Source organism: Streptomyces sp. MAI_2237, from assembly GCF_054189285.1.
This window is the reverse complement of record NZ_JAJPGQ010000001.1, coordinates 490,630-515,667: the sequence shown is the minus strand read 5'-3', so window position 1 is coordinate 515,667 and position 25,038 is coordinate 490,630. Positions and strand designations below refer to the sequence as shown.

General features: G+C 72.1%; 22 protein-coding genes and 1 pseudogene. 14 read left to right on the top strand and 9 right to left on the bottom strand.

What is annotated here, in order from left to right:
- Positions 1-16: 16 nt before the first annotated feature.
- Positions 17-1,333, bottom strand: coding sequence for a homogentisate 1,2-dioxygenase (gene hmgA / locus LN251_RS02415; protein ID WP_458242865.1), 1,317 nt, complete (start codon positions 1,331-1,333; stop codon positions 17-19).
- A 152-nt stretch (positions 1,334-1,485) separates the two neighbouring features.
- Here hmgA and LN251_RS02410 point away from each other — a divergent pair, with 152 nt between their 5' ends.
- The 9 genes and pseudogenes from LN251_RS02410 to LN251_RS02370 all read left to right on the top strand — a co-directional run bounded on the left by LN251_RS02410 (position 1,486) and on the right by LN251_RS02370 (position 11,794).
- Positions 1,486-2,127 (top strand): hypothetical protein, encoded by a 642-nt coding sequence (locus tag LN251_RS02410; protein WP_458242864.1) that lies wholly within the window; start codon positions 1,486-1,488, stop codon positions 2,125-2,127.
- Positions 2,124-2,741: a TetR family transcriptional regulator gene (locus LN251_RS02405; RefSeq protein ID WP_458242863.1), complete on the top strand. Its 618-nt coding sequence runs from the start codon at positions 2,124-2,126 to the stop codon at positions 2,739-2,741. The genes LN251_RS02410 and LN251_RS02405 overlap by 4 nt, the downstream gene beginning before the upstream one ends.
- A gap of 133 nt (positions 2,742-2,874) precedes the next feature.
- Positions 2,875-5,112: a molybdopterin oxidoreductase family protein gene (locus tag LN251_RS02400; RefSeq protein ID WP_458242862.1), complete on the top strand. Its 2,238-nt coding sequence runs from the start codon at positions 2,875-2,877 to the stop codon at positions 5,110-5,112.
- Between the two features lie 138 nt (positions 5,113-5,250).
- Positions 5,251-6,666 carry a CitMHS family transporter gene (locus tag LN251_RS02395; protein ID WP_458242861.1) on the top strand — a complete coding sequence of 472 codons (1,416 nt, stop codon included), beginning with the start codon at positions 5,251-5,253 and terminating at the stop codon, positions 6,664-6,666.
- A 129-nt stretch (positions 6,667-6,795) separates the two neighbouring features.
- A pseudogene (locus LN251_RS02390) lies at positions 6,796-7,155 on the top strand (MFS transporter); the annotation flags it as partial.
- Positions 7,156-7,332: 177 nt separating this feature from the next.
- Complete coding sequence (locus LN251_RS02385) at positions 7,333-7,677, top strand: sortase domain-containing protein (RefSeq protein ID WP_458243249.1); 345 nt, start codon at positions 7,333-7,335, stop codon at positions 7,675-7,677.
- A gap of 181 nt (positions 7,678-7,858) precedes the next feature.
- Positions 7,859-9,199, top strand: coding sequence for an ABC transporter ATP-binding protein (locus LN251_RS02380; RefSeq protein WP_458242860.1), 1,341 nt, complete (start codon positions 7,859-7,861; stop codon positions 9,197-9,199).
- A gap of 113 nt (positions 9,200-9,312) precedes the next feature.
- Positions 9,313-10,701: an aldehyde dehydrogenase family protein gene (locus LN251_RS02375; RefSeq protein ID WP_458242859.1), complete on the top strand. Its 1,389-nt coding sequence runs from the start codon at positions 9,313-9,315 to the stop codon at positions 10,699-10,701.
- A gap of 13 nt (positions 10,702-10,714) precedes the next feature.
- Positions 10,715-11,794 (top strand): zinc-binding dehydrogenase, encoded by a 1,080-nt coding sequence (locus LN251_RS02370; RefSeq protein ID WP_458242858.1) that lies wholly within the window; start codon positions 10,715-10,717, stop codon positions 11,792-11,794.
- 115 nt (positions 11,795-11,909) lie between these two features.
- Here the strand turns inward: LN251_RS02370 and LN251_RS02365 are convergent, their stop codons facing one another.
- The 3 genes from LN251_RS02365 to LN251_RS02355 all read right to left on the bottom strand — a co-directional run bounded on the left by LN251_RS02365 (position 11,910) and on the right by LN251_RS02355 (position 14,609).
- Positions 11,910-12,860, bottom strand: coding sequence for a DMT family transporter (locus LN251_RS02365; RefSeq protein ID WP_458243248.1), 951 nt, complete (start codon positions 12,858-12,860; stop codon positions 11,910-11,912).
- 331 nt (positions 12,861-13,191) lie between these two features.
- Entirely contained in the window at positions 13,192-13,911 is a 720-nt protein-coding gene (locus LN251_RS02360; protein WP_458242857.1) for an ArsR/SmtB family transcription factor, read from the bottom strand.
- A 47-nt stretch (positions 13,912-13,958) separates the two neighbouring features.
- Positions 13,959-14,609 (bottom strand): TetR/AcrR family transcriptional regulator, encoded by a 651-nt coding sequence (locus tag LN251_RS02355; RefSeq protein WP_458242856.1) that lies wholly within the window; start codon positions 14,607-14,609, stop codon positions 13,959-13,961.
- Positions 14,610-14,689: 80 nt separating this feature from the next.
- Here LN251_RS02355 and LN251_RS02350 point away from each other — a divergent pair, with 80 nt between their 5' ends.
- From LN251_RS02350 to LN251_RS02340, 3 genes are all read left to right on the top strand, one after another.
- Positions 14,690-15,841, top strand: a complete 1,152-nt coding sequence (locus LN251_RS02350) for an acyl-CoA dehydrogenase family protein (protein ID WP_458243247.1) — start codon at positions 14,690-14,692, stop codon at positions 15,839-15,841.
- Between the two features lie 61 nt (positions 15,842-15,902).
- The gene (locus LN251_RS02345; protein WP_058926271.1) at positions 15,903-16,148 is read left to right on the top strand and encodes a YiaA/YiaB family inner membrane protein; all 246 of its coding nucleotides are present in this window, start codon (positions 15,903-15,905) and stop codon (positions 16,146-16,148) included.
- 115 nt (positions 16,149-16,263) lie between these two features.
- Complete coding sequence (locus LN251_RS02340) at positions 16,264-16,887, top strand: TetR/AcrR family transcriptional regulator (RefSeq protein ID WP_458242855.1); 624 nt, start codon at positions 16,264-16,266, stop codon at positions 16,885-16,887.
- Positions 16,888-16,909: 22 nt separating this feature from the next.
- On the opposite strand, the gene LN251_RS02335 is transcribed toward LN251_RS02340, so the two are convergent.
- Positions 16,910-17,371: a MaoC family dehydratase gene (locus LN251_RS02335; protein ID WP_351474220.1), complete on the bottom strand. Its 462-nt coding sequence runs from the start codon at positions 17,369-17,371 to the stop codon at positions 16,910-16,912.
- A 108-nt stretch (positions 17,372-17,479) separates the two neighbouring features.
- Between LN251_RS02335 and soxR the strand changes: the two genes are divergently transcribed.
- Complete coding sequence (gene soxR / locus LN251_RS02330; protein ID WP_249838322.1) at positions 17,480-17,956, top strand: redox-sensitive transcriptional activator SoxR; 477 nt, start codon at positions 17,480-17,482, stop codon at positions 17,954-17,956.
- 10 nt (positions 17,957-17,966) lie between these two features.
- Here soxR and LN251_RS02325 read toward each other — a convergent pair whose 3' ends face one another.
- The 3 genes from LN251_RS02325 to LN251_RS02315 form a co-directional block, all read right to left on the bottom strand.
- Positions 17,967-19,034 (bottom strand): RNA ligase (ATP), encoded by a 1,068-nt coding sequence (locus LN251_RS02325; protein ID WP_458242854.1) that lies wholly within the window; start codon positions 19,032-19,034, stop codon positions 17,967-17,969.
- 92 nt (positions 19,035-19,126) lie between these two features.
- The gene (locus LN251_RS02320; protein ID WP_458242853.1) at positions 19,127-19,858 is read right to left on the bottom strand and encodes a 3-keto-5-aminohexanoate cleavage protein; all 732 of its coding nucleotides are present in this window, start codon (positions 19,856-19,858) and stop codon (positions 19,127-19,129) included.
- A 97-nt stretch (positions 19,859-19,955) separates the two neighbouring features.
- Entirely contained in the window at positions 19,956-20,558 is a 603-nt protein-coding gene (locus LN251_RS02315; protein ID WP_458242852.1) for a hypothetical protein, read from the bottom strand.
- 223 nt (positions 20,559-20,781) lie between these two features.
- Between LN251_RS02315 and LN251_RS02310 the strand changes: the two genes are divergently transcribed.
- Positions 20,782-23,565, top strand: coding sequence for a penicillin acylase family protein (locus tag LN251_RS02310; RefSeq protein ID WP_458242851.1), 2,784 nt, complete (start codon positions 20,782-20,784; stop codon positions 23,563-23,565).
- A gap of 76 nt (positions 23,566-23,641) precedes the next feature.
- On the opposite strand, the gene LN251_RS02305 is transcribed toward LN251_RS02310, so the two are convergent.
- A complete protein-coding gene (locus LN251_RS02305; protein ID WP_458242850.1) occupies positions 23,642-24,958 on the bottom strand; it encodes a serine-threonine protein kinase in 1,317 nt (438 codons plus the stop codon).
- Positions 24,959-25,038: the final 80 nt, after the last annotated feature.

Below are 25,038 nucleotides of genomic sequence, written 5' to 3'. Positions count from 1 at the left end.
TACCGGTCGGCCGCGATCAGTGCAACGGGCGGAAGTGGCGTTCGAGGCCGTTCCACACGCCGTCGTAGTGCGGCTGGAGGTGCTCGGCCTGGGCCGCGTGCGCGGTGAGCGTGACCGGCCAGCGGGTCTCGAACATGAACGCCAGCCCGTCGTCGATCTTCTGCGGCTTCAGCTCGGCCGCGCTCGCCTTGTCGAAGGTCTCCCGGTCCGGCCCGTGCGCCGACATCATGTTGTGCAGCGAGCCCCCGCCCGGCACGAAGCCCTCCGCCTTCGCGTCGTAGGCGCCCTCGATCAGCCCCATGTACTCGCTCATCACGTTCCGGTGGAAGTACGGCGGCCGGAAGGTGTCCTCGCCCACCAGCCAGCGCGGCGCGAAGACCACGAAGTCGACGCCGGCCAGCCCGGGGGTGTCCGACGGGGCCGTCAGCACCGTGAAGATCGACGGGTCGGGGTGGTCGTAGGAGATGGTGCCGATGACGTTGAAGCGGCGCAGGTCGTAGACGTACGGGACGTGGTTGCCGTGCCAGGCGACGACGTCGAGGGGGGAGTGGTCGTACGTCGCCCGCCACAGGTTGCCGCAGAACTTGTTCACCACCTCCACCGGGCCCTCGACGTCCTCGTAGGCGGCGACCGGCGCCCGGAAATCGCGGGCGTTGGCGAGGCCGTTGGCGCCGATCGGGCCGAGGTCGGGGAGGCGGAAGGGCGCCCCGTAGTTCTCGCACACATATCCGCGGGCGGAGTCATCGAGCAGCTCCACACGGAAGCGCACCCCACGGGGGATCAGTGCCACATGGGCCGGCTCCACATGCAGCAGGCCGAACTCCGTGTGCAGCAGCAGCCCGCCGCGCTCGGGGACGATCAGCAGCTCGCCGTCGGCGTCGCTGAAGACGCGGTCCATGGAGGCGTTGGCGTGGTAGAGGTGCACGGCCATGCCGGTGCGCTGGGTCGCGTCGCCGTTGCCGCCGAGCGTCCACAGGCCGGCGAGGAAGTCGGTGCCGTCGGCCGGCTCGGGGAGGGGGTTCCAGCGCAGGCGGTTGGGGTCCGGGACGGCCTCCGTGAAGGGAGCCGTGCGGATCCAGCCGTTGTGCGTCTCCGTGAACGGCGGGTGGGCGGCGGAGGGGCGGATGCGGTAGAGCCAGGAGCGGCGGTTGGCGGCACGCGGCTCGGTGAAGGCGGAGCCGCTCAGCTGTTCCGCGTACAGCCCGAGAGGGGCGCGCTGCGGCGAGTTGCGTCCCTCGGGCAGGGCGCCGGGCAAGGCCTCGGATCCGTGCTCGTTGCCGAAACCCGAGAGATAGGTCAGTCCCTCGGCGGTCTTCCGCGGGTCCCCGCTCATGATCGCTCCCTTGCGACTTTCGATTCCTATGCATCACCGTAGGATTGCGGTTTCCCGGACGCAAGGGGTACGCCGCTCCTCCTCATCAGGGAGGAAGCAGAACCAGCCTTCAGGGGGATACGTCTGTCGGACCGGTGTTCTAGTCTCCGGACATGTCGTGGACGCGGGGACTTCTCGCCGTGCTCGCGGTCTGTGTCCTGTTGCTGGCCGGATCCGTGGGCTGCGGCACCAGTGATGCGCAGGGGGACGGCGGCGGGGCGTCGACGTCCCCCGTGGGCAAGGTCCTGACCGACCAGGAGGGGCGGCATCTGCGCGAGGTGGCGAAGAAGGACGCGCCCGAGGTCGGCATCGAGGTCCAGCCGGACGCCGGCGACACCTGGGACGTGCGCCTGAGCGTGCACCACTTCCGCTTCTCGGCGGCCGGCGCGAAACAGCGGGCGGTGGCGGGGCGCGGCTATGTGCGCCTGTACGTCGACGACCGGCCGGTCACCCGGCTGCGCACGACCGCCTACCGCCTCCCGGCCCGGTTCGTCCCCCGCGGCACCCATCACGTCACCGCCCGGCTGTACGCCGACGACGGCACGGCCTGGGCGGTGAAGGGCGAGCCCGTGCAGAGCACCGCCGACATCACGGCGTCGGAACCCGCGCCGAGCGACACGCCACGGTCGGGTGCCGGCTCCGGTGCCCCGACGGCTGCGACCGGGACGACGGACACGACCGGAATGAGTGCATCAGGCATCGATCTCCGTATCGGGGGGCGAGGTTCACCGGACCGCGTCGGAAAGGCATCATGAAGCCCGTGCCCCACGCGACATCGCTCCGCCGAGCGCCTGTGCAGCGGCGCAGCGCCGAACGGCTCACCAGGATTCTCGACGCCTGCGCCGAGCTCCTCGACGAGGTCGGCTACGACGCCCTCAGCACCCGGGCCGTCGCGCTCCGCGCCGGCGTCCCCATCGGCTCGGTCTACCGCTTCTTCGGCAACAAACGGCAGATGGCCGACGCCCTGGCCCAGCGCAACCTCGAACGCTTCACGGAGCACGTCACCGAGCGCCTGAAGGACTCCGGTGAGGGCGGCTGGCGCACCGCGATGGACGCCGTCCTCGACGAGTACCTGTCGATGAAGCGCACCGCGCCCGGCTTCTCGCTCGTCGACTTCGGCAACCAGATCCCGGTCGGCGCGCGTGACGCCGGACCCAACCACCGTGTCGCCGACCGGCTGAGCGACCTGCTCTCCGGCTACCTCGACCGCGAGCCGGACGAGAACCTGCGCCGCACCTTCCTCATAGCCGTCGAGACCGCCGACACCCTGGTCCACCTGGCCTTCCGGATGGCCCCGGAGGGAGACGCGAAGATCATCGAGGAGGCCCGCGAGCTGTTGCGGGCGTATCTGGCGAGAGTGCTGGACTGACGTCCGCGGCACGTCCGCCCCGCCCCACCCCCCGGTTTTCCGACCTCACCCCCCGAGAGGCCTCCCCTCCGTTCATACCGGTCGGTATGCTCACCCTCGTCCATGAGCGCCGCCCCCGTCCCCGGGAGGACCCGTGTCCCGCACCGCCCTGCGCATCTGCCCCCTCTGTGAGGCCACCTGCGGGCTGACCCTCACCATCGACGGCACCCGGGTCTCCGGCGCCCGCGGTGACCGCGACGACGTGTTCAGCAAGGGCTTCATCTGCCCCAAGGGCGCCTCCTTCGGCGCCGTGGACGGTGACCCCGACCGGCTGCGCACCCCGCTCGTGCGCCGCGACGGCGAGCTGCGCGAGGCCACCTGGGAGGAGGCGTTCGACGCGGTCGCGGCCGGCCTGCGCGGCGTCGTGGACCGCCACGGCCCGCACGCGGTCGGCGTCGTCCTGGGCAATCCCAACGTCCACACCGTGGCCGGCGGCCTCTACCCGCCGGTGCTGCTCGCCGGGCTCGGCACCCGCAGCGTCTTCACCGCCTCCACGGTCGACCAGATGCCCAAGCACGTCTCCAGCGGGCTGCTGTTCGGCGACGCCAACGCCATTCCCGTGCCGGACCTGGACCGCACCGACCACCTGCTGCTGATCGGCGCCAACCCCCTGGAGTCCAACGGCAGTCTGTGCACCGCACCCGACTTCCCCGGCAAGCTCAAGGCCCTCAAGGCGCGCGGCGGCACCCTCGTCGTGATCGACCCGCGGCGCACCCGCACCGCGAAACTCGCCGACCGCCACATCCCCATCCGGCCCGGCACCGACGCGCTGCTCCTCGCCGCGATGGCGTTCGTGCTCTTCGACGAGGGCCTCGTCGACCTCGGCGAACTGGCGCCGTACGTCGAAGGTGTCGACGAACTCCGCGCCGAGCTGGGCGACTTCACCCCCGAGGCCGTCGCCGAAGCCTGTGACGTCGAGCCCGCCCTGATCCGCACCCTGGCCCGCGACCTCGCCGCCGCCCCGACCGCCGCCGTGTACGGGCGCATCGGCAGCTGCACCGTGCCGTACGGCACCCTCGGCAGCTGGCTCGTCGACGTCCTCAACATCCTCACCGGCAACCTCGACCGGCCCGGCGGCGCCCTCTTCCCGCAGGCCGCCACCGACCGCACGCCGCGTCCCGCGGGCCCCAGCCACGGCTTCGCGCTGGGCCGTTGGCACTCCCGGGTGAGCAAGCACCCGGAGGCGAAGGGGGAGTTGCCGCTCTCCGCGCTCGCCGAGGAGATCGACACCGCGACCGAGGAGGGCGAGCCGGTCCGCGCCCTGATCGCGGTGGCCGCGAACCCCGTGCTGTCCGCACCCGACGGCGACCGCCTCGACAAGGCGCTGGCCGGCCTGGACTTCATGGTCAGCGTCGACCCGTACCTGAACGAGACCTCGCGCCACGCGACCGTCGTCCTGCCGCCGCCCCCGCCCTCCCAGAGCCCGCACCACGACTTCGCGTTCAACACCCTCGCCGTGCGCAACCAGGTCCGGTACACGCGCCCCGCGGTGCCGCTGGAGCCCGGCCGCATGGCCGAGACCGAGATCCTCGCCCGGCTGATCCTGGCCGCGACCGGCATGCACGGCGCCGACCCGTCGGCCGTCGACGACCTGGTCGTCGGCCAGACCCTCGGCAAGGCGGTCAAGGAACCCCACTCGCCCGTCCACGGCCGCGACCCCAAGGAGCTCGCCGCCCTCCTCACCGGCGAGAACGGCCCCGAGCGGCGGCTGGACATGATGCTGCGCCTCGGCCCCTACGGCGACGGCTTCGGCGTACGCCCCGACGGGCTGTCGCTGGAGAAGCTGCTCGCGCACCCGCACGGCATCGACCTCGGACCGCTGGCCCCCCGCCTCCCGCAGCCGCTCAAGACCCGCAGCGGCAAGGTCGAACTGCTGGCCCGCCCGATCGCCGACGACCTGCCCCGCCTGCGGCGCGCCCTCGGTGAACTCCCCGACGGCCTGGTCCTCGTCGGCCGCCGCCACCTGCGCTCCAACAACAGCTGGATGCACAACGTCCCGGCCCTCACCGGCGGTTCGAACCGTTGCACGCTGCACCTCCACCCCGAGGACGCCGAGCGGCTCGGCGTGCGCGACGGGGACCCGGTGCGGGTGAAGGGCGCCGGGGGAGAGGTGACCGCCCCGGCGGAGGTCACGGACGCCGTGCGCCGGGGTGTGGTCAGCCTGCCGCACGGCTGGGGCCACGACCGGCCCGGCACCCGGATGAGCCACGCCGCCACCGACCCCGGAGTCAACGTCAACCAGCTCCTCGACGGCAGCCTCCTCGACCCCCTGTCGGGCAACGCCGTCCTCAACGGAGTGCCGGTGGAAGTCGCCGCCGCGCTGCCCGCCTGACCTGAGCAAAGCCGTGACCTGCGGTTTTGCGCTTATTGCTCACACGTCAACTACTTGTTAACGCCGAATGAACGGACCTAACGTCATCGCACCGCCGGCCCGGTGGGATGTTCAAGGGCGAACGTTAGGTATCCACTCATGCTGACCCTCCTCGGCTTCGCCATGATCGCGACCTTCCTGGTCCTGATCATGCTGAAGAAGATGTCGCCGATCGCGGCGCTCGTGCTGATTCCCGCGCTGTTCTGCGTGTTCGTCGGCAAGGGCGCCAAGCTCGGTGACTACGTCATCGACGGCGTCACCAGCCTCGCCCCCACCGCGGCGATGCTCATGTTCGCGATCGTCTACTTCGGTGTGATGATCGACGTCGGCCTCTTCGACCCGATCGTTCGGGGAATCCTGAAGTTCTGCAAGGCCGACCCGCTCCGGATCGTCGTCGGTACGGCGGTCCTCGCCGCGATCGTCTCACTCGACGGCGACGGCTCCACCACCTTCATGATCACTATCTCCGCGATGTACCCGCTGTACAAGCGGCTGAAGATGAGCCTGGTCGTGATGACCGGCGTCGCCGCGATGGCCAACGGCGTGATGAACACGCTGCCCTGGGGCGGCCCGACGGCCCGTGCGGCCACCGCGCTGAAGCTCGATGCGAGCGACATCTTCGTGCCGATGATCCCCGCGCTCGCCATGGGCCTGCTGTTCGTCTTCGCCCTGGCCTATGTCCTCGGCCGCCGCGAGCGCAAGCGGCTCGGCGTGCTGACGCTGGACGAGGTGCTCGTGGAGGAGCCCGCCGAACAGGAGACGGTGCTGGTCGGCGCGGGCACGGGCAACGGCCCCAGGAACGGCGACGGCCCACGCAGCGGCGGCGGTTCGGGCGCCGGCGCGGGACTGCCCGACGCCCCCGAGGACGCGGGCTTCCAGGGTCTCGACCCCGAACGGCCCACCCTGCGCCCCAAGCTGTACTGGTTCAACGCGCTGCTCACGGTCGTCCTGCTCACCGCCATGATCATGGAGTGGCTGCCGATCCCGGTGCTGTTCCTGCTCGGCGCGGCCCTGGCCCTCACCGTCAACTTCCCGCACATGCCCGACCAGAAGGCCCGGATCGCCGCGCATGCCGAGAACGTCCTCAACGTCTCCGGCATGGTCTTCGCCGCCGCCGTCTTCACCGGCGTCCTGCAGGGCACCGGCATGGTCGACCACATGGCCGAGTGGCTGGTGCACAACATCCCCGACGGCATGGGCCCGCACATGGCGTTCGTCACCGGCGTGCTGAGCATCCCGCTGACGTACTTCATGTCCAACGACGGCTTCTACTTCGGCATCCTGCCCGTCCTCGCCGAGGCGGGCCAGGCGCACGGCGTCTCCTCCCTGGAGATCGCCCGCGCCTCCCTCGTCGGCCAGCCCCTGCACATGTCCAGCCCGCTCGTCCCCGCCGTCTACGTCCTGGTCGGCATGGCCAAGGTGGAGTTCGGCGACCACACCAGGTTCGTGGTCAAGTGGGCCGCGCTCACCTCACTCGTGGTCCTGGGCGCGGGCATCCTCTTCGGCATCATCTGACCCCACCACGAAAGGTTCGTCCCATGAGGCCCGGTGGGAGCCGCGGCCGGCTGCTCCGCCTCGTCATCGCCTTCTCCTTCGCGCAGGGGGCGGTGTCGATGGCCCGGCCCGCCGTGTCCTACCGGGCCGCGCGACATCGCGCCCTCGGTGATCGGCGTGCTGCTCAGCCTGCGGGCCGGCGCCACCATCGCCTGCCGGCTGGTGCCGACCCCGCTGCTCCGGCTGCTCGGCCGGCCCGCGCTGCTGACCGTGACCTGCCTGCCGGCCGCCGTACTGTGCGCCGGCGTCGCGCTGCCGGGTCCGGTGTGGGCCCTCGGCCTGATGCTGACCGTGCTCGGCTTCTGTCTGGGCGTCGGCCAGCCGCTCTCCATGACGACCGTCGTGCAGGCCGCCCCCGACGGGGCCCCTTCCACCGCCCTCGCCCTGCGGCCGACCGGCAACCGCCTCGGCCGCCCCCGAGCCGGCTCCCGCCCGCTCGCAGTCACCGGCCCCCCGCGCCGACGACGCGCGCCCCGCCCCGCCCCGGACGCCCCCGCCCCGGACCGCCCCGCCCGCTGTCCCGCTCCCGCGCGACCCGCGTCGTCATCCCCTACATCGGCGTCGACGCCCCGGTCTTCGGCCTCGGCCTGGACCGCGACCACCGGCTCACCGCGCCCCCGAGGACGACTGCCCCCGCGTGGGCTGGTACGAGGGCGGCCCTCACCGGGCGAACAGGGCACCGCGGTCGTCGTCGGCCACCTGGACACCCGGACCGGCCCCGCGGTCTTCGCCGCCCTCGGCGAGCTCGGCCCCGGCCACCTCGTGGAACTGCGTCGCGCGGACGGCCACAGCGCCTTCTGCACCGTCGACAAGGTCCGGACGTACGCGAAGGCGCACTTCCCCAACGGCGAGGTCTACGGTGCTCGCGGCCGACCCGAGCTCCGGCTCATCACCTGCGGCGGCACCTACGACCGCCGGACCGGCTACGCGGGCAACACGGTCGTCTTCGCGCACCTCACCCGCACCCGGTGAGCACGGACAGCCCACTGAACGAGAGCGTCCGCTTTCTCACAGGCTGAACCCGAGCGTCCGAACTCTTCCCTCGGCCGGGCACATTCCGTTAACTTCCGTGACCCACAGGCCTCGCGCGAACCGCACGAGGTGTTCGGCATCGCGGAGCACCAGCGCCCAGCAGCCCCCGGGGGCATCAGTCATGACACGCGCCATCTCCCTGCAGGATGTGAGCAAGACCTACACGCGAGGCGTTCGCGTGGTGGACCGGCTGTCGCTGCACATCGAGCCCGGCGAGTTCCTCGTCCTGCTCGGGCCCTCGGGCTGCGGCAAGTCCACCGTGCTGCGCATGATCGCCGGGCTGGAGGAGATCACCGAGGGCACGCTGCTGCTCGACGGCGAGGAGGCCAACGACCTGGTGCCCTCCGAGCGGAACATGGCGATGGTCTTCCAGAACTTCGCCCTCTACCCGAACATGACGAGCCGCGGGAACATCGGCTTCCCGCTGCGGGTGGAGAGCCCGGGCGAGGACCCGCGGCCCCGCGTCGACGCCACCGCTCGCATGCTCGGCATCGAGGACCTCCTGGACCGCTTCCCCGCCCAGCTCTCCGGCGGCGAGCGGCAGCGCGTCGCCATGGGCCGGGCCATCGCCCGCCACCCCTCGGCGTTCCTGATGGACGAGCCGCTGTCCAACCTCGACGCCAAGCTCCGCAACCACCTGCGCGCAGAGATCTCCAAGCTCACCCGGGAACTGGGCGTCACCACGGTCTACGTCACCCACGACCAGGCGGAGGCCATGTCGCTCGGCGACCGGGTCGCCGTGCTGCGCGGCGGCGTGCTCCAGCAGGTGGGGACACCGCGCTCGGTGTACGCCCTGCCCCGCAACGTCTTCGTCGCCGCCTTCATCGGCACCCCCCGCATCAACCTGCTGCGCGGCCTGGTCCGTGCCCCGCTCGACGGCGCGATGACCATCAGCCTGGGCAAGCAGTTCCTGCGGCTGCCCGAACCCCTCTCCCAGGACCACCAGTTGCTCCGCGTCCAGCAGGGGCGCGAGGTGATCGTCGGCCTGCGCTCGGAGGCCGTCCGCATCGCCAAGCACAGCTCCGCCCGGCCGGGGGAGGTGCCGCTCACCGGTCTGGTGGAGCACGTGGAGTTCCAGGGGCACGAGATCCTCGTCCACTTCGACACCGGCTCCCAGCCCGCCGTCGTACCGGACCTGGAGGCGCCCCGTCCGGCCTCGCGGCCGTCCCGGCGGCGGCGCAGGGAAGGCGGGGTGACGGTGCTCGGGCGGCTGCGGGAGCGGGCGGAGGCCATGCGGGCCGGGCCGGTGGTGGTGCTGGACGAGCCGGCCGGCCCGGACCCGGCGGCGCCCTCGGAGCCCCGCCTCCCCGGCGACCTGGTGGTCCGCACCACCCCCGACATCGACCTGCGCCGGGGCCTGCAGGTCCCGCTCCTCGTCGACCTCGCCCACCTGTTCGTCTTCGACCAGCACGGCGAGCGGATCTGCCCGGCTCCGGCGCGGCTGCCGGACCTGGACGAGTAGCGGGTCCCGGGGTCTCTCGGGCGGGGGTGTCTGGCGTCAGAAAACTATCGCCGCTAGTTTATGTGGCTGTCGGTAGGTTGTGACGCGGACGACGCCCCGCCCGGAGGAGCACCATGAAGGCACACGACGGCATGTACATCGACGGCGCCTGGCGCCCGGCCGCCGGTACGGACGTGATCGAGGTCGTGAACCCGGTCGACGAACAGGTCATCGGCCATGTGCCCGCGGGCACGGCCGCCGACGTCGACGTCGCCGTACGGGCCGCCCGCGCCGCGCTCCCGGCCTGGTCCGCCACCCCGCCCGCCGAGCGGGCCGCCCGGCTGACCGCCCTGCGGGACGCCCTCCTGGCCCGCAAGGACGAGATCGCCGAGACCGTCACCGCGGAACTCGGCGCGCCCCTGCCGTTCTCGCAGAACGTGCACGCGGCCGTGCCGATCGCCGTCGCCGGCTCGTACGCCGAACTGGCGGCGACGTACGCCTTCGAGGAGAAGGCGGGCAACTCCACCGTCTACCTGGAGCCGGTCGGGGTGGTCGGCGCGATCACGCCGTGGAACTACCCGCTGCACCAGGTCGTCGCCAAGGTCGCCCCGGCGCTGGCTGCCGGCTGCACGATCGTCCTCAAGCCCGCCGAGGACACCCCGCTGGTCGCCCAGCTCTTCGCCGAGGCGGTCCACGAGGCCGGCGTACCGGCCGGGGTGTTCAACCTGGTCACGGGGCTCGGTCCGGTCGCGGGCCAGGCCCTCGCCGAGCACCCGGACGTCGACCTGGTGTCGTTCACCGGCTCCACCGCCGTCGGCCGCCGGATCGGCGCGACCGCGGGCGCGGCCGTGAAGCGGGTCGCCCTGGAGCTGGGCGGCAAGTCCGCCAACGTCATCCTGCCGAGCGCCGACCTCGCCAAGGCCGTCAACGTCGGCGTCGCCAACGTCATGTCCAACTCCGGTCAGACGTGCAGCGCCTGGACCCGGATGCTGGTGCACCGCGAGCGCTACGAGGAGGCCGTCGAGCTGGCCGCCGCGGCCGCCGCGAAGTACGGCCCGCGCATCGGCCCCGTCGTCAACGCCAAGCAGCTGGCCCGGGTGCGCGGTTACATCGACAAGGGGGTCGCGGAGGGCGCGCGGCTGGTCGCCGGCGGCACCGAACCGCCGCACGAGCAGGGCTACTTCGTCTCGCCGACCGTCTTCGCCGACGTGACCCCCGACATGACGATCGCCCAGGAGGAGATCTTCGGCCCGGTCCTGGCGATCCTCCCGTACGAGGACGAGGAGGACGCCCTGCGCATCGCCAACGGCACGGTCTACGGCCTCGCGGGCGCCGTGTGGGCCGGCGACGAGGCGGAGGCCGTCGCCTTCGCCCGCCGCATGGACACCGGCCAGGTCGACATCAACGGCGGCCGCTTCAACCCGCTCGCCCCCTTCGGCGGCTACAAGCAGTCGGGCGTCGGCCGGGAACTCGGCGCGCACGGCCTCGCCGAGTACCTCCAGACCAAGTCCCTGCAGTTCTGAGGAGCGTTCACCCATGGTCCGCGCAGCCGTCCTGCCCGAGGTGGGCGCCCCGCTTCAGATCACCGACATCGAACTGCCCGAGCCGGGCCCCGGCCGGGTCCGCGTCCGCCTCGCCGCCGCCGGGGTGTGCCACTCCGACCTGTCCCTGTCCGACGGCACCATGCGCGTGCCGGTCCCGGCCGTCCTCGGCCACGAGGGCGCGGGCACGGTCGTGTCCGTCGGCGAAGGCGTCGCGGACATCGCGCCCGGCGACCCCGTCGTCCTCAACTGGGCGCCCTCGTGCGGTCATTGCCATGCCTGCTCGCTCGGCGAGGTGTGGCTGTGCGCCAACGCCCTGAACGGCGCCGCCGACGTGTACGCCCGCACCGCGGCCGGTGTCGACCTGCACCCCGGACTCAACGTCGCCGCGTTCGCCGAGGAGACGGTCGTGCCGGCGTCCTGCGTCCTGCCCCTTCCCGACGGCGTCCCCCTGACCGACGCGGCCCTCCTGGGCTGCGCGGTCCTCACCGGCTACGGCGCCGTCCACCACTCGGCGAAGGTGCGGCCCGGCGAGACGGTCGCGGTGTACGGCGTCGGGGGAGTGGGTCTGGCGGCGCTCCAGGCCGCCCGTATCGCGGGCGCCGCGCGGATCATCGCGGTGGACGTCTCGCCGGAGAAGGAGGAACTGGCCCGCAACGCCGGTGCCACGGACTACGTCGTGGCGTCGGAGAACACGGCACGCGAGATCCGCGGCCTGACGGGCAAGCAGGGCGTCGACGTCGCCGTGGAGTGCGTGGGCCGCGCCACGACGATCCGCACGGCCTGGGACTCCACCCGCCGCGGCGGCCGTACGACGGTGGTCGGCATCGGCGGCAAGGACCAGCAGGTCACCTTCAACGCCCTGGAGATCTTCCACTGGGGCCGCACCCTGTCCGGCTGCGTCTACGGCAACGCGGATCCGGCCCAGGACCTGCCCGTGCTGGCCGGCCACATCCGCTCCGGCCGCCTGGACCTGGGCGCGCTGGTGACGGAACGGATCGCCCTGGACGGCATCCCGGCGGCCTTCGAGAACATGCTGGCCGGCAAGGGCGGCCGAGCGCTGATCGTCTTCTGACGCGGGAGAGTCCCGGGGCCCTGGGCGCCCCGGGCGGCCTTCGTGCACGACACCGGCTCACTGCTGTGGCCGGCCTTCGGCACCTTCGTCGCCGGCTGCTTCCTCCAGGGCGCGTTCACACTGAGTCCGGCGCCCGCTCGGGCCGTGGCTCCGGAACCGTCTCCGGGGTCGCGGCCCGAGCCCGTGCGTGCGACCGCGACCGCGACACCGCCACGCCGGTCAGGCACAGTGCCCCGCCCGCGAGCGTGAGGGGGCCCGGCACCTCGCCGAGCACCAGCCAGCTCATCAGCACGACCAGCGCGGGCACCGCGTACGTCGTCGCGCCCATGCGGCTCGCGGTCGTCCGGGCCAGGGCGTACGCCCAGGTCGTGAAGGCCAGTGCCAGCGGAAAGACGCCCAGGTAGACCATGTTGAGGGTTGCCGACAGCGGCGCGTCGGCCGCCTCGCCGACCAACTGCCCGGCGAACGGCAGGCACATCACCGCGCCGACCAGGCACCCGAACGTCGTCACCTGCAGTGCGCTGGCCCGCCCGAGCGCCGGCTTCTGCGCGACGACACCGCCGGCGTAGCCGACGGCCGCGAGCAGGCACAGCACCACGCCGAGCACGGAGGAGCCGCCGCCCCCCGACATGGACAGGCCGACCGTCACGGCCCCCGCGAACGACACCGCCATGCCGGCCAGCAGCCGCGGCGGCATCGGATCGCCGAGCAGCCGCGCGCCCAGAAGGGCGATGAGGATCGGGCCGATGTTCACGACGAGGGCCGCCGTACCGGCGTCGACCTGCTGCTCGCCCCAGTTCAGCACCACGCTGTAGAACCCGAACCAGAGCAGCCCCGATATCAGGATGCCCCGCCAGGCCGCCCGCGGCGGCAGCCCCTCCCGTCGTACGACGATGAGCACGCCGAGTACCAGACAGCCGGACAGCAACCGTCCCAACGCCAGCGCCCCCGGCGAGTACGCGGCCCCCGCACTCCGGATCGACACGAACGCGGACGCCCACAGGACGACGGTCGTCGCCGCCGCGGCGGCGGGCAGCAGGTGGGGCCGGGAAGGGGCGGTGCTCATCATGCTCCTGAGGGTAGGCGGGACGGTGCGGGCGAGGCTGGCGGATTTCGGACGGGGGGTGGGGGCCGGGGTGGCGTTCACCGGCTGCGGATGGTCGGAGCCCGATCGCGCAGTTCCCCGCGCCCCTAGGGGGTGCCGGGCCGTCGGCTCTCGGGAAGCCCGCGTCCGAAACTCCGCCGCCTGCCACCCCCAAAGGGGCGCGAGGAACTGCGCGATCAACCCCCACTTTCCGCACCCGACAGACCACCGTCACCCCCCCAAGGGGCGCGGGGAACTGCGCGATCAGCCACATCCCACCCGCACCCGGCGACGCACCCCCACCCCCGCCCCCTCACCGCAACGCCCCCTCCTCGATTCCCAGCAGTTCGTGCAGCGCCCGTTCCCCGACGGCAGTCACCTTCACCGCCCGCTCGGAGCCGATCCGCACGCACCACCCCGCGTCCAGTGCGTGCGCGCACAGCGCGGCCCCGGCAACCCCCGCGAGATGGGGTCGCCGCTCGGTCCAGTCGAGGCACGCCCGGACCAGCGGGCGGCGGCCCGAGCGCCGCAGGGCGATCCCCGCCGCGCCGAACCACTCCACCCCCGCGTCCGTCAGGGCGAACCCGGTGTCCACCCGCAGCAGCCCGCGCAGCGCCAACGCGTCGGTGAGCGCGATGCCCAGCCGCCCCGCCAGGTGGTCGTAGCAGGTGCGCCCGCGCGCCATCGCCGAGCCGGCGCTCACCGCCCGCAGCCCCCGCGGACGCCCCACGACGTCCCCGGGCCCGGCACCGGCGTGCGCTGCCAGCTCCTCCACCAGTTGCGCGACCCGCGCGTCGGCGAGCCGCACGTACCGGTGCCGCCCCTGCCGTTCCTCGCCGAGCAGTCCGCCCGCGACGAGCTTGCCGAGGTGTTCGCTGAGCGTCGACGCGGCGACCCCGGCGTGCCGGGCGAGCTCACCGGCGGTCCACGCCCGGCCGTCCAGCAGCGCCAGCAGGCACGCCGCCCGCGTCTCGTCGGCGATCAGGCCGGCCAGCCGGGCCAGCCGGGGCGCCTGAGGATCCCTGGTCGTCATGCACCCCAGGATGGGCCACGGACACTTCGGCCCCCGCCGAAAGGTCGCTACACCCGCCGCCGTAACTGCTCGTACTGCTGCGCGAGCCCGTCCAGCAGTGCCGTCAGCCCCGTCTCGAAGGCCCGCTCGTCGATCTTCTCCTGATGCTCGGCCAGCAGGTGGGCCTGCCCGAGGTGGGGGTAGTCGGCGGGGTCGTAGGCCGTGGCGTCGTCCACGAAGCCGCCCGCGAACGACCCGAGCGCGGACCCCATGATGAAGTACCGCATCAGCGCGCCGATCGACGTGGCCTGGCCGGCCGGCCAGCCCGCCCGGACCATGGCGCCGTACACCGCGTCCGCGAGCCGGAGGCCGGCCGGGCGCCGCCCGGGGCCGGTGGCGAGGACGGGGACGATGTTGGGGTGGTCGCGAAGCGCCGCCCGGTAGGAGACCGCCCAGTCGTGCAGCGCGGTCCGCCAGTCCCGGCCGTCGTCGAACATCGACAGGTCGACCTGGGCGCTCACCGAGTCCGCGACCGCCTCCAGGATCTCGTCCTTGGTGCGGAAGTGGTTGTAGAGCGAGGGGCCGCTGACCCCGAGCTGCGCGGCCAGCCGGCGCGTGGAGACGGCCGCGAGTCCCTCCGCGTCCACGAGCGCGCGTGCCGCCTCGACGATCCGGTCGGTGCTCAGCAGGGGCTTGCGCGGTCGGGCCATGGCGCACATAGTAGGGCTGCGATCAGAAACTAGCAGTGCTAATTTAAAGGTACGGCTTTCAAGATCTGTCTGTGTGGGGTGATCTCGTGGTGGACCTGGGGCTCAGCGAGGAGCAGGAGGCCGTACGGCGGCTCGCCCGGGACTTCGTGGCGCGGGAGATCACCCCGAACGTCGTCGCCTGGGACCGTGCCGAGGAGGTCGACCGGGCCATCGTGAAGAAGCTCGGCGAGGTCGGCTTCCTGGGGTTGACGATCGACGAGGAGTACGGCGGCTCCGGCGGTGACCACCTCGCGTACTGCCTGGTCACGGAGGAACTCGGACGCGGCGACTCGTCCGTGCGCGGGATCGTGTCCGTCTCGCTCGGGCTGGTCGCCAAGACGATCGCCGCCTGGGGCAGCGAGGAGCAGAAGCGGCGGTGGCTGCCGGGGCTGACGTCCGGCGACCACGTCGGCTGCTTCGGCCTCACCGAGCCGGGCACCGGCTCCGACGCCGGCAACCTCACCACGCGCGCGGTGCGCGACGGCGACGACTACGTCGTGAGCGGCACCAAGATGTTCATCACCAACGGCACCTGGGCCGACGTCGTCCTGCTGTTCGCCCGCTCCACCGACGCCCCCGGCCACAAGGGCGTCTCCGCCTTCCTCGTACCGACCGACACCCCCGGTCTGACCCGCCGCACCATCCACGGCAAGCTCGGCCTGCGCGGTCAGGCGACGGCCGAGCTGGTCCTCGAGGACGTGCGGGTGCCCGCCTCCGCGAGGGTGGGGGAGGAGGGCAAGGGGTTCTCCGTCGCCATGTCGGCCCTCGCCAAGGGGCGGATGTCGGTCGCGGCGGGCTGTGTCGGCATAGCCCAGGCCGCCCTGGACGCGGCCGTCGGGTACGCGGGCGAGCGCGAGCAGTTCGGCAGGCCCATCGCCCACCACCAGCTCGTGCAGGAACTGATCAGCGACATCGCCGTCGACGTGGACGCGGCCCGGCTGCTGACCTGGCGGGTCGCCGACCTGATCGACCGCGGGCTGCCGTTCGCGGTGGAGTCCTCCAAGGCCAAGCTGTTCGCCTCCGAGGCCGCCGTGCGCGCCGCCAACAATGCCCTGCAGGTCTTCGGCGGTTACGGCTACATCGACGAGTACCCGGCGGGCAAGCTGCTGCGCGACGCCCGGGTGATGACCCTCTACGAGGGCACGAGCCAGATCCAGAAGCTCCTCATCGGCCGTGCCCTGACGGGGATTTCGGCGTTCTGAGTACGCGGCTGAGTATGTGCGCGGATGCCCCTCGGGGCCGCCCGCCCGCACCCTTGTCCCCATGAGTGAGACCTCGGGCAAGCAGCAGAACACCGCCGCCTTCTACGGCCAGGCGGTCGCCTCCTTCGCCGTCGCCATGGCCGCCACGGCCATCGGCATCTTCAAGCTGAACGCCGACGCCTGGGTGCGGGCCTTCCTCGGCATCGCCGTCCTGTACCTGGTGACTTCCGCCTTCACCCTGGCCAAGGTGATCCGGGACCGGCAGGAGGCGGTGGAGCGGTCGTACCACCCCTTCGAGAAGCTCTGACTCCCGCGGAACCCGAAGCCGTGACGGCCGCGGAACCTGTGAACACGCGGACTAAGCGCTCGCTCACCTTGGGCGGTATGGTGGGGTGTCTGTCTGCGAGAGGGGCGAGCGAGCGATGAGTACGGCGGAGGAGACGGCCGGCGGCGAGGTGGCGCCATGGGGCGAGGTCACGCCCGACGCGGCCCGGCGGCTGCTGATGGCCGCGGTGGAGGCCTTCGCCGAGCGCGGCTACCACGCCACCACGACCCGTGACATCGCGGGCCGGGCCGGCATGAGCCCGGCCGCGCTCTACATCCACTACAAGACCAAGGAAGAGCTGCTCCACCGCATCAGCCGGATCGGCCACGAGAAGGCCGTCGACATCCTGCGCACCGCGGCGCGCGGCGAGGGCACGCCGGCCGAGCGGCTCGCGGACGCGGTCAGCTCCTTCGTGCGCTGGCACGCCGGGGGACGGACGACCGCCCGCGTCGTGCAGTACGAGCTGGACTCCCTCGGCCCGGACGCCCGCGCCGAGATCCTCGCGCTGCGCCGCCAGTGCGACGCCGAGGTGCGCGGGATCATCGAGGACGGCATCGCCGTCGGCGACTTCGAGGTGGTGGACGTCAAGGGCACCACCCTCGCCGTCCTCTCCCTCTGCATCGACGTCGCCCGCTGGTTCAACGTCCACGGCCCCTGGACACCGGACGAGGTCGGCGCGCTCTACGCCGACCTCGTGCTGCGGATGGTCGGGGTCAAGTAGCCGCCGGGCCGCCGTCGGGGCGTCAGAGGTAGAAGCGGGCCACCGACTCGGCCACGCAGACCGGCTTGTCGCCGCCCTCGCGCTCCACCGAGTAGGCGACGCTCACCTGGACGCCGCCGGGCACGTCCTCGACCCCGCTGATCCTCGCGGTCGCGCGCAGCCGCGAGCCGACCGGGACCGGGGCGGGAAAGCGGACCTTGTTGGTGCCGTAGTTGACGCCCATCTTCACGCCCTCGACCTGGATCAGCTGCGGGCCGAACAGCGGCAGCAGCGACAGGGTCAGGTAGCCGTGCGCGATGGTCGTGCCGAACGGCCCCGAGGCGGCCTTCTCCGGGTCCACGTGGATCCACTGGTGGTCGCCCGTCGCCTCCGCGAACAGGTCGATCCGCTTCTGGTCGATCTCCAGCCAGTCGGTGTACCCCAGCTGCTCGCCCACCGCCGCCTTCAGTTCGTCGGCGGAGGTGAAGATCCTCGGCTCTGCCATGTCCCGGCCTCCCATACGTCGCAATGTCTAAGCAACTGCTTAGCATGGTCGGCCGGGAATCCGATGTCAACGGACGGCGGCCCACGCCGGGTGGGTAGGGTTCGAGGGGTGCCCCAGATCCCCGAGAAGATCCACGAGCTCACGGTCGGCCAGCTCGCCGCGCGCAGCGGCGCCGCCGTCTCGGCCCTGCACTTCTACGAGTCCAAGGGCCTGATCAGCAGCCGCCGCACCGCGGGCAACCAGCGCCGCTACACCCGAGACACCTTGCGCCGGGTCGCCTTCGTGCGCGCAGCGCAGCGCGTCGGCATCCCCCTCGCCACGATCCGCGAGGCCCTGTCCGAACTCCCCGAGGAGCGCACCCCCACCCGCGAGGACTGGGCCCGCCTCTCGGAGAACTGGCGCTCGGAGCTGGACGAGCGCATCAGGCAGCTCAACCGCCTGCGCGACCACCTGACGGACTGCATCGGCTGCGGCTGCCTGTCGCTGGACTCCTGCGTCCTGTCCAACCCGGACGACGCCTTCGGCGAGCGGCGGAGCGGGTCGCGGCTGATGGTCGAGCGCCGGCGCGCGGCCGCGGGCGAGTGACGGCGAGCGTCTACTCGTACTCCGTCCCGCCCTTGCGGGTCAGGTAGGCGGGGCTCACCGCCTTCGCGATCGCCCGGCCGCCCGTCACCGGGCTGTAGCGCTCCACCGCGCTCCGGATCACGACCCCCTCCCGCAGGTGCAGCCCGCGTCCGGACACGGTCTCCCGCCCGCTCGCGATCTCCAGCACCCGCTCGACGTCGTACGGCCCCTCGTACAGCCGGGGCACCAACGGCAGCTCCCCGTCCAGCAGTTCGGCCGCGTCCAGCCACCGCACGGCGCCGTCGATCTCGGCGGAGACGTCGAAGACGGCGTACCCGAGGCTCTCCCGCCGACCGTCCGCGCCGTACGTCAGGTCCTGCACCCCGGCGCCGTACACCTCGCCGAAGATCCCGACCCGGCGCGCCCCCAGCCGCTCGGCGAGCCGTTTCGCTACCTCGGCGACGCCGTGGCCGTGCACCGCGCGCCAGTACAGGTTGCGCGGATCCTCCTTCAGGGCCAGGGACTTGGCGCCGAAGCCCTTGGAGGAGACGTACACCCGTCCCTCGTCGGCCGCGTAGGTCACCAGGCAGGCCGAGCCGTGCAGCTTCTCGGTCAGGACCACAGCCTCGCCCGGTGCGAAGACGTCCGGAAACCGCTGGATGTTCTCGATGTCCACCCAGGGCAGCAGACCGGGCGCGGACTCCACCTCGCCGTTCATCGTCGGCGGGATCGGCGGGACCCACTTGGTGATGCCGAGCACCTCCGCGAAGTCGGTGCCCTCCGCCGCGGCCCGCGTCAGATCGACGTCCGCCAGCGCCTTCGGGCGGCACACGATTCCCTGCGACAGCTCGCCGCGCAGCCGCACCGCCTTGACCCGGTCGGCCTTCGTGCCCGCCAGGCGCCCGGTCAGCCCCAGCTCCTCGATCAGCCCGGCCGGCAGCACGGCCTGCTCGGGGATGTAGACGGCGGCGTCGCCGGTGCGGTAGGCGCCCTTGGCGACGACCGCGCGATACAGGCCCACCTGGGCCAGTTCGAGCGCGTCGGCGTTGGGATGCTCGTGGACGGTCAGCACTTCGGCGGTGACGCGGAGCGTCGACATGGGACACCTCGGTTCGGGAGGGCGTTCGGTTCGGTCTCATCGCCTCCCACTGTCCGGACGCGAAAACGGTGGAGCGAGCGGATTTACGGCTGCTACCGTCGCGCGTCGCGGTACTGCCTCAGTCCCTCGACCACCAACTCGGCGTTGGACAGGGCCGGTTCGCCGTCCGGCAGGGCGAGTGTGTCCTCCAGGCCGATCCGGGTGGCGAGCCCCAGCCGCCCCGCCAGCCGCAGCACCGGCCAGGCGCCCCCGTCTTCACCGTGCAGCAGCACCGGGCGCCCGCCCGCGGGACCGAGATCGGCCAGCAGCGCACGCGCGCTGTCCTCCGCCGTCCCGGCGGAGGTGTCCGTCACCTCCGCCAGCACCCGCAACACCTGCCCCTTGAGCGGCGACACGGCGAACCGCGCCGCGCCGTCCGTCCCCGACCAGATGCCGGCCTCGACCCCCACGCCGAGGTCGATCAGGGCGGCGGCGATCCCCTCGGCGCCCTCCTCGTGCCAGTTGACCGAGGCGTGGTCGGGCGGGGCGGGCAGCTGCGCCCAGCTCCGCACCCGCGCGAGCCGGTCCGCCGGGTCCGGCTCGGCCCACGCGCCCGTGGTCACCCCGACCGGCACCCGCACCCGCGCCCGTATCGCCTCCAGCACCGGTCCGAGCACCCGCGGCGACAACGCATCGCGCCCGCACGGCGTCTTGGGGTGGACGTGCACATCCGTGGCGCCGGCCGTGACGGCCGCGGCCGCGGACTCGGCCAGCGCCTGAGGGGTCAGCGGGATCATCGCGCCGTCGGCGGCCCCCCGCGTCCCGTTGAGACACACCTGCACCATGCCCCAAGCCTGCCGGACGCCACTGACAACGGTCCGCCGGCCGCACCTCCGGCGGACAGAACAGGGGGTGCGGCATCCCCGGCGCACCCCCGCCGTGCTAGGCCGACACCAGTAGCCTTCCGCGCCTTGCGTCCGCCAGGGCCTCGGGCTTGAGCACGGGCCGTGGCACCAGAATTCCGCAGTCGCTGCACACCGGACCGGAGGACGGTTCATGGTCCAGGTCGTACGTCCACACCAGCCGTTCCCCGCCGCACACCGGGCACTCCGCGCCCGGTTCGCGCTCCAGGGCGGAGATCAGCCTGCGCAGCACCTCGGCCAGCGGCTCACGGGGGTGCACCCGCGGGTCGTCGCACCACGCCACACCGAAACCGCCCCAGGTCAGCCGGTGCCAGTCGTCCACGCTGCCCGGTCGGCGCAGCCCGTCGTGCTTCTCCTTCTTGCGCCGCTCGGCGAACTCGACCTCGTAGGCCAGCCAGACCGAACGCGCCTCTTCCAACTCCTCCAGTGCGGCCACGAGCCGCGCTGGGTCGGGGGAGCGGTCCTCGGGACCGAACCCCGCCCGGGAGCACAAGTGGTCCCAGGTCGCCCTGTGCCCGTAAGGAGCGAACCGCTCAAGGCACTTGCGCAGTGAGTAGCGCCGCAGTGCCAGATCGCACCGCGGATCGCGGACCTGTCTCGCTAGACTCCGGAAACCCGCCATCGTCCTGCACCTCCGTCACACCTGCACCTGTACTTCGGTCACTTCGGCGTCGTCGTAAGGACGTCGCCGAATAGACGTATCGACAAGCGATTCGGCTCCATCCGATTTCCGATGACCTCCATAAGCCGACCACCGTCTTCCAAAACTTGACGCATGTTCACCTTCACTCCCGGGGATACCGGCGGTAACGTCCCGCCACACCCCCTCGTCGGCAGGAGCCGCCATGCCTCGGCGTACCGTGCGCACCACCCTCGACAGACTGAGAACTCCCGGCAGACTCACCGGGTTCCTGAAGTCCGCATCCATATGCGTCCTGATTGCCGGCCTTTTGTCCCCGCTCGCCCAGGCGACCGCCACCGCCGCCACCGCCTCGAACGACTACTGCGGCGGCCAGTGCTCCGACATCCTGCCGCCCGGTGAGAACGGCAACGCGACCCTCGCGCAGATCCTCCTCAACCAGGCCTTCGGCACCCAGCCCAGCCACGCCGAGGACCAGCTCGGCCCCTACGCCAACCTGGCCACGGGCTACTCCGGACTCACCGACGCGAAGATCAACACCTTCTTCAACGACGCCTCGTTCGGTGTTCCCTCGGATCAAGTCGCCTCCACGGAGAGCCCGGCCGGACGCGGCGACGTGACGATCGTCCGCGACAAGAAGACCGGCGTGCCGCACATCACCGGCAGCACCAGGTACGGCACCGAGTTCGGAGCCGGCTACGCGGCGGCCGAGGACCGGCTGTGGCTCATGGACGTCTTCCGGCACGTCGGCCGCGGCCAGCTGACCACCTTCGCGGGCGGCGCCGCCTCCAACCAGGGCCTGGAGCAGGAGTTCTACCGCAACGCCCCCTACTCCGAGGCCGATCTGCAAGCCCAGATCGACAACGCCGTCGCCGACAACGGCGCGCGCGGCCAGCAGGCCCTCGCCGACGCCAACGCCTACCTCGCCGGCATCAACGCCTACATCGACGCCTCCGACTCGGGCCGCTACTTCCCCGGCGAGTACGTCCTCACCGGGCACAAGGACTCGATCACCAACGCCGGCACCATCGACCACTTCAAGATCACCGACCTGGTCGCGCTCGGCTCGGTGATCGGCGCCCTGTTCGGCGCCGGCGGCGGCGGCGAGGTCAACAACGCGATCTCACTGATCGCCGCCCAGTCCAAGTACGGCGTCGCCGAGGGCACCAAGGTCTGGGAGTCCTTCCGCGAACGCAACGACCCCGAGGCCGTCCTCACCGTCCACAACGGCGAGCGCTTCCCCTACGCCACCAAGCCCGCCGACGCCCAGGGCGAGGCCCTGCCCGACGCCGGCTCCGTGACGACCGAGCCGCTCGTCTACGACGCCACCGGCACCGGCGCGAGCCAGAGCGCCACCGCCGCCTCCAAGACGGCCACCACGACCGCGCTCAGCTCCGCCCGGCGCGGCATGTCCAACGCCCTCGTGGTCAGCGGCAAGTACACCGCCAGCGGCCACCCGATCGCCGTCTTCGGCCCGCAGACCGGGTACTTCGCGCCCCAGCTGCTCATGCTCCAGGAGATCCAGGGCCCGGGCATCAGCGCCCGCGGCGCCTCCTTCGCCGGCCTGAGCATGTACGTCGAACTGGGCCGCGGCCAGGACTACTCGTGGTCCGCGACCACCTCCGGCCAGGACATCATCGACACCTACGCCGTCGAGCTGTGCCAGGACGACTACCACTACCTCTACCACGGCACCTGCACCGCCATGGACAAGGTCGAACGGGCCAACTCCTGGAAGCCGACCACGGCCGACGGCACCGCCGCCGGTTCGTACACCATGCGTGTGTGGAGGACGAAGTACGGGCCCGTCGAGTACCGGGCGACCGTCGGGGGCAAGAAGGTCGCCTACACCACGCTGCGCTCCTCCTACATGCACGAGGCCGACTCGATCATCGGCTTCCAGATGCTGAACGACCCGGACTACGTCAAGGGCCCCAAGAACTTCCAGAGCGCGGCCCAGCACATCAACTACACCTTCAACTGGTTCTACGCCGACTCCTCGCACACCGCCTACTACAACAGCGGCGACAACCCGGTGCGCGCGAGCGGCGTCGACGCCGAGTTCCCGGTGTGGGGGCAGGCCGCCTACGAGTGGAAGAACTGGGACCCGGCCACCAACACCGCCGACTACACGCCCGCTTCGGCGCACCCCAACTCCGTCGACCAGGACTACTACGTCTCCTGGAACAACAAGCAGGCCCTCGACTACACGTCCGCGCCCTGGGGCGACGGCTCGGTGCACCGCGGCAACCTGCTGGAGGACCGGGTCAAGAAGCTGGTCGCCGCAGGCGGGGTGACCCGTACGAAGCTGGTGCAGGCGATGGCGGACGCGGCCCTCGCCGACCTGCGCGCCGAGGACGTCCTGCCGAAGCTTCTCAAGGTCGTCAACAGCAGCACGGTGACCGACTCCACGGTCGCGGACGCGGTGAGCAAGCTGCAGGCGTGGGTGTCCGCGGGCGCCAAGCGCACGGAGACCTCGGCCGGTTCGAAGAAGTACGCCGACGCCGACGCCATCCGCATCCTGGACGCCTGGTGGCCGCTGCTGGTCAAGGCCGAGTTCCAACCCGGCCTCGGCGACGACCTCTACACCGCCGTCACGAACAACCTCCCCGTCGACGAGGCCCCGTCGGCCGCCCACGGGCCCACCGGCTCGCACGCGGGCAGCTCCTTCCAGTACGGCTGGTGGAGCTACGTCGACAAGGACATCCGCGCGGTGCTCGGGGAGAACGTGCAGGGCCCGCTGGGCCAGAAGTACTGCGGCGGCGGCAGCCTCAGTTCCTGCCGGGACATCCTGATGAGCACCCTGAAGACGGCCGCCGGCACGTCCGCGTCGACCGTCTACCCCGGCGACAGCCTCTGCTCGGCGGGCGACCAGTGGTGCGCCGACTCGATCGTCCAGCGCACCCTGGGCGGCATCAAGCACGGCAACATCAGCTGGCAGAACCGGCCGACGTTCCAGCAGGTGGTGGAGTACACGTCGCACCGGTGAGCCGGAACCGGGCGGGGTGGTGTGTCACATGTGACATGTGACGCGTGACGCGTGACATGGCACGAAAGGCGGCGGGTCAGCCGATGCGGCCCGCCGCCAGCACCACCCTCGCCAGTTCCGGATGCACGATGTCGCTGTGCGCCCCGCACGGCGGGCCCCCGCGCCTGACCACCGCGGAGGCGTCGACGTTCACGCACCCGGAGGCGGCCAGCGGCCCGCGCAGCGCCTCGGCCAGGTCCAGCCGCAAGGTGCCCGGCACCGCCTGCACCCCGTCGTGGCCCATGGCCCCCCACTCGCCTCCGGCCCCCAGCACGTCGAAGCCGGCGAGCGCGTCGTTCTGGCCCGCCATCCGCGAGGCCAGCGGATACAGCGTGCCGAGCGCCTGGTCGTAGCGGGAGTAGCAGCACACCAGCGGCCCGTCGATGCGGTTCTGCTGACCCTGCAGCACCCCGCCGGTCCGCGGGTCCTGCGGCAGCCGTGCCGCGAACGCGTAGTGCGAGAAGGCGCCTTGGAGCAGGGTCACCGACTTCACGGTCCGTACGCCTTCGGGCAGGCCGCGCAGCGCGAACGACACCAGGCGCCCGCCGAAGCTGTGCCCGACGAGGTGGACCCGCACGTTCGGTGCCGCGGCCGCCAGCCGGCCGATCACCGGGCCGAGTCCGCGTTCGCCGACCGTTCCCGCGCGCCGCTTCATCGCGTAGTACGTGGCCTGCCGCAGCAGTTCCTTCGCCCCGTCCCAGGGGTTGGGCAGCGAGAACGCCTCCGGGTCGCCGCCGGCCCGCAGGGACGCCAGCGCCCGGGCGAACTCGTCGCACAGGGTCGCGGTGTCCGCGGTGAACAGCGCCGGCTCGCTCTGCGGGACGCCCTCCGCGACCGTGTCCGCCGCGAAGAACGGCTGCGGCCCGCCCGGTACGACCTCCACCAGGAGCCGGACGAGTCTGCCGAACTCCTCCAGTTCGTGGTCGGGCCGCTGGTCGAGCATGCGGGCGATCTGGTCCACGACGGTGGCCCGGCCGGGGAAGGTCTCCAGCAGCGCGTGCCGGGTGTCCTTGTCGAGCGCGGGCGCCGGGTCGGCCTCCGCCTCCGTGGCCACCACCGACCTGGGGAAGTCGGGGATCGGCTCGTCGGCGAAGCGCATCGAGGGCCAGATCACGCCCGCGTACCCGATCCTGGCCCGCGGCGCGAGGCCGCGGATCGGGCGGCAGAACCCGGTGCACAGGGCGGTCGCGTGCCTGCGGTCGCTGTTCCAGCCGTGCGCGAAGACGATCAGGTCGCGGACGCCGTGCCCGCCGACCTGGGCGAGCAGCGCGTCCCGTTCCGTCGCGTCGACGTCCCCGTCCGCGTCGAAGGTCAGCTCCCAGTAAGGCGTCACGCTCGTGGCCGGCTGTGCCATGACGGGCTCCCTCGTCCCCCGAAGTGGTGCGATGTGGGCGCATCGTCCTGCTACCGGGCGGGAATGGCCATACGCCGCGA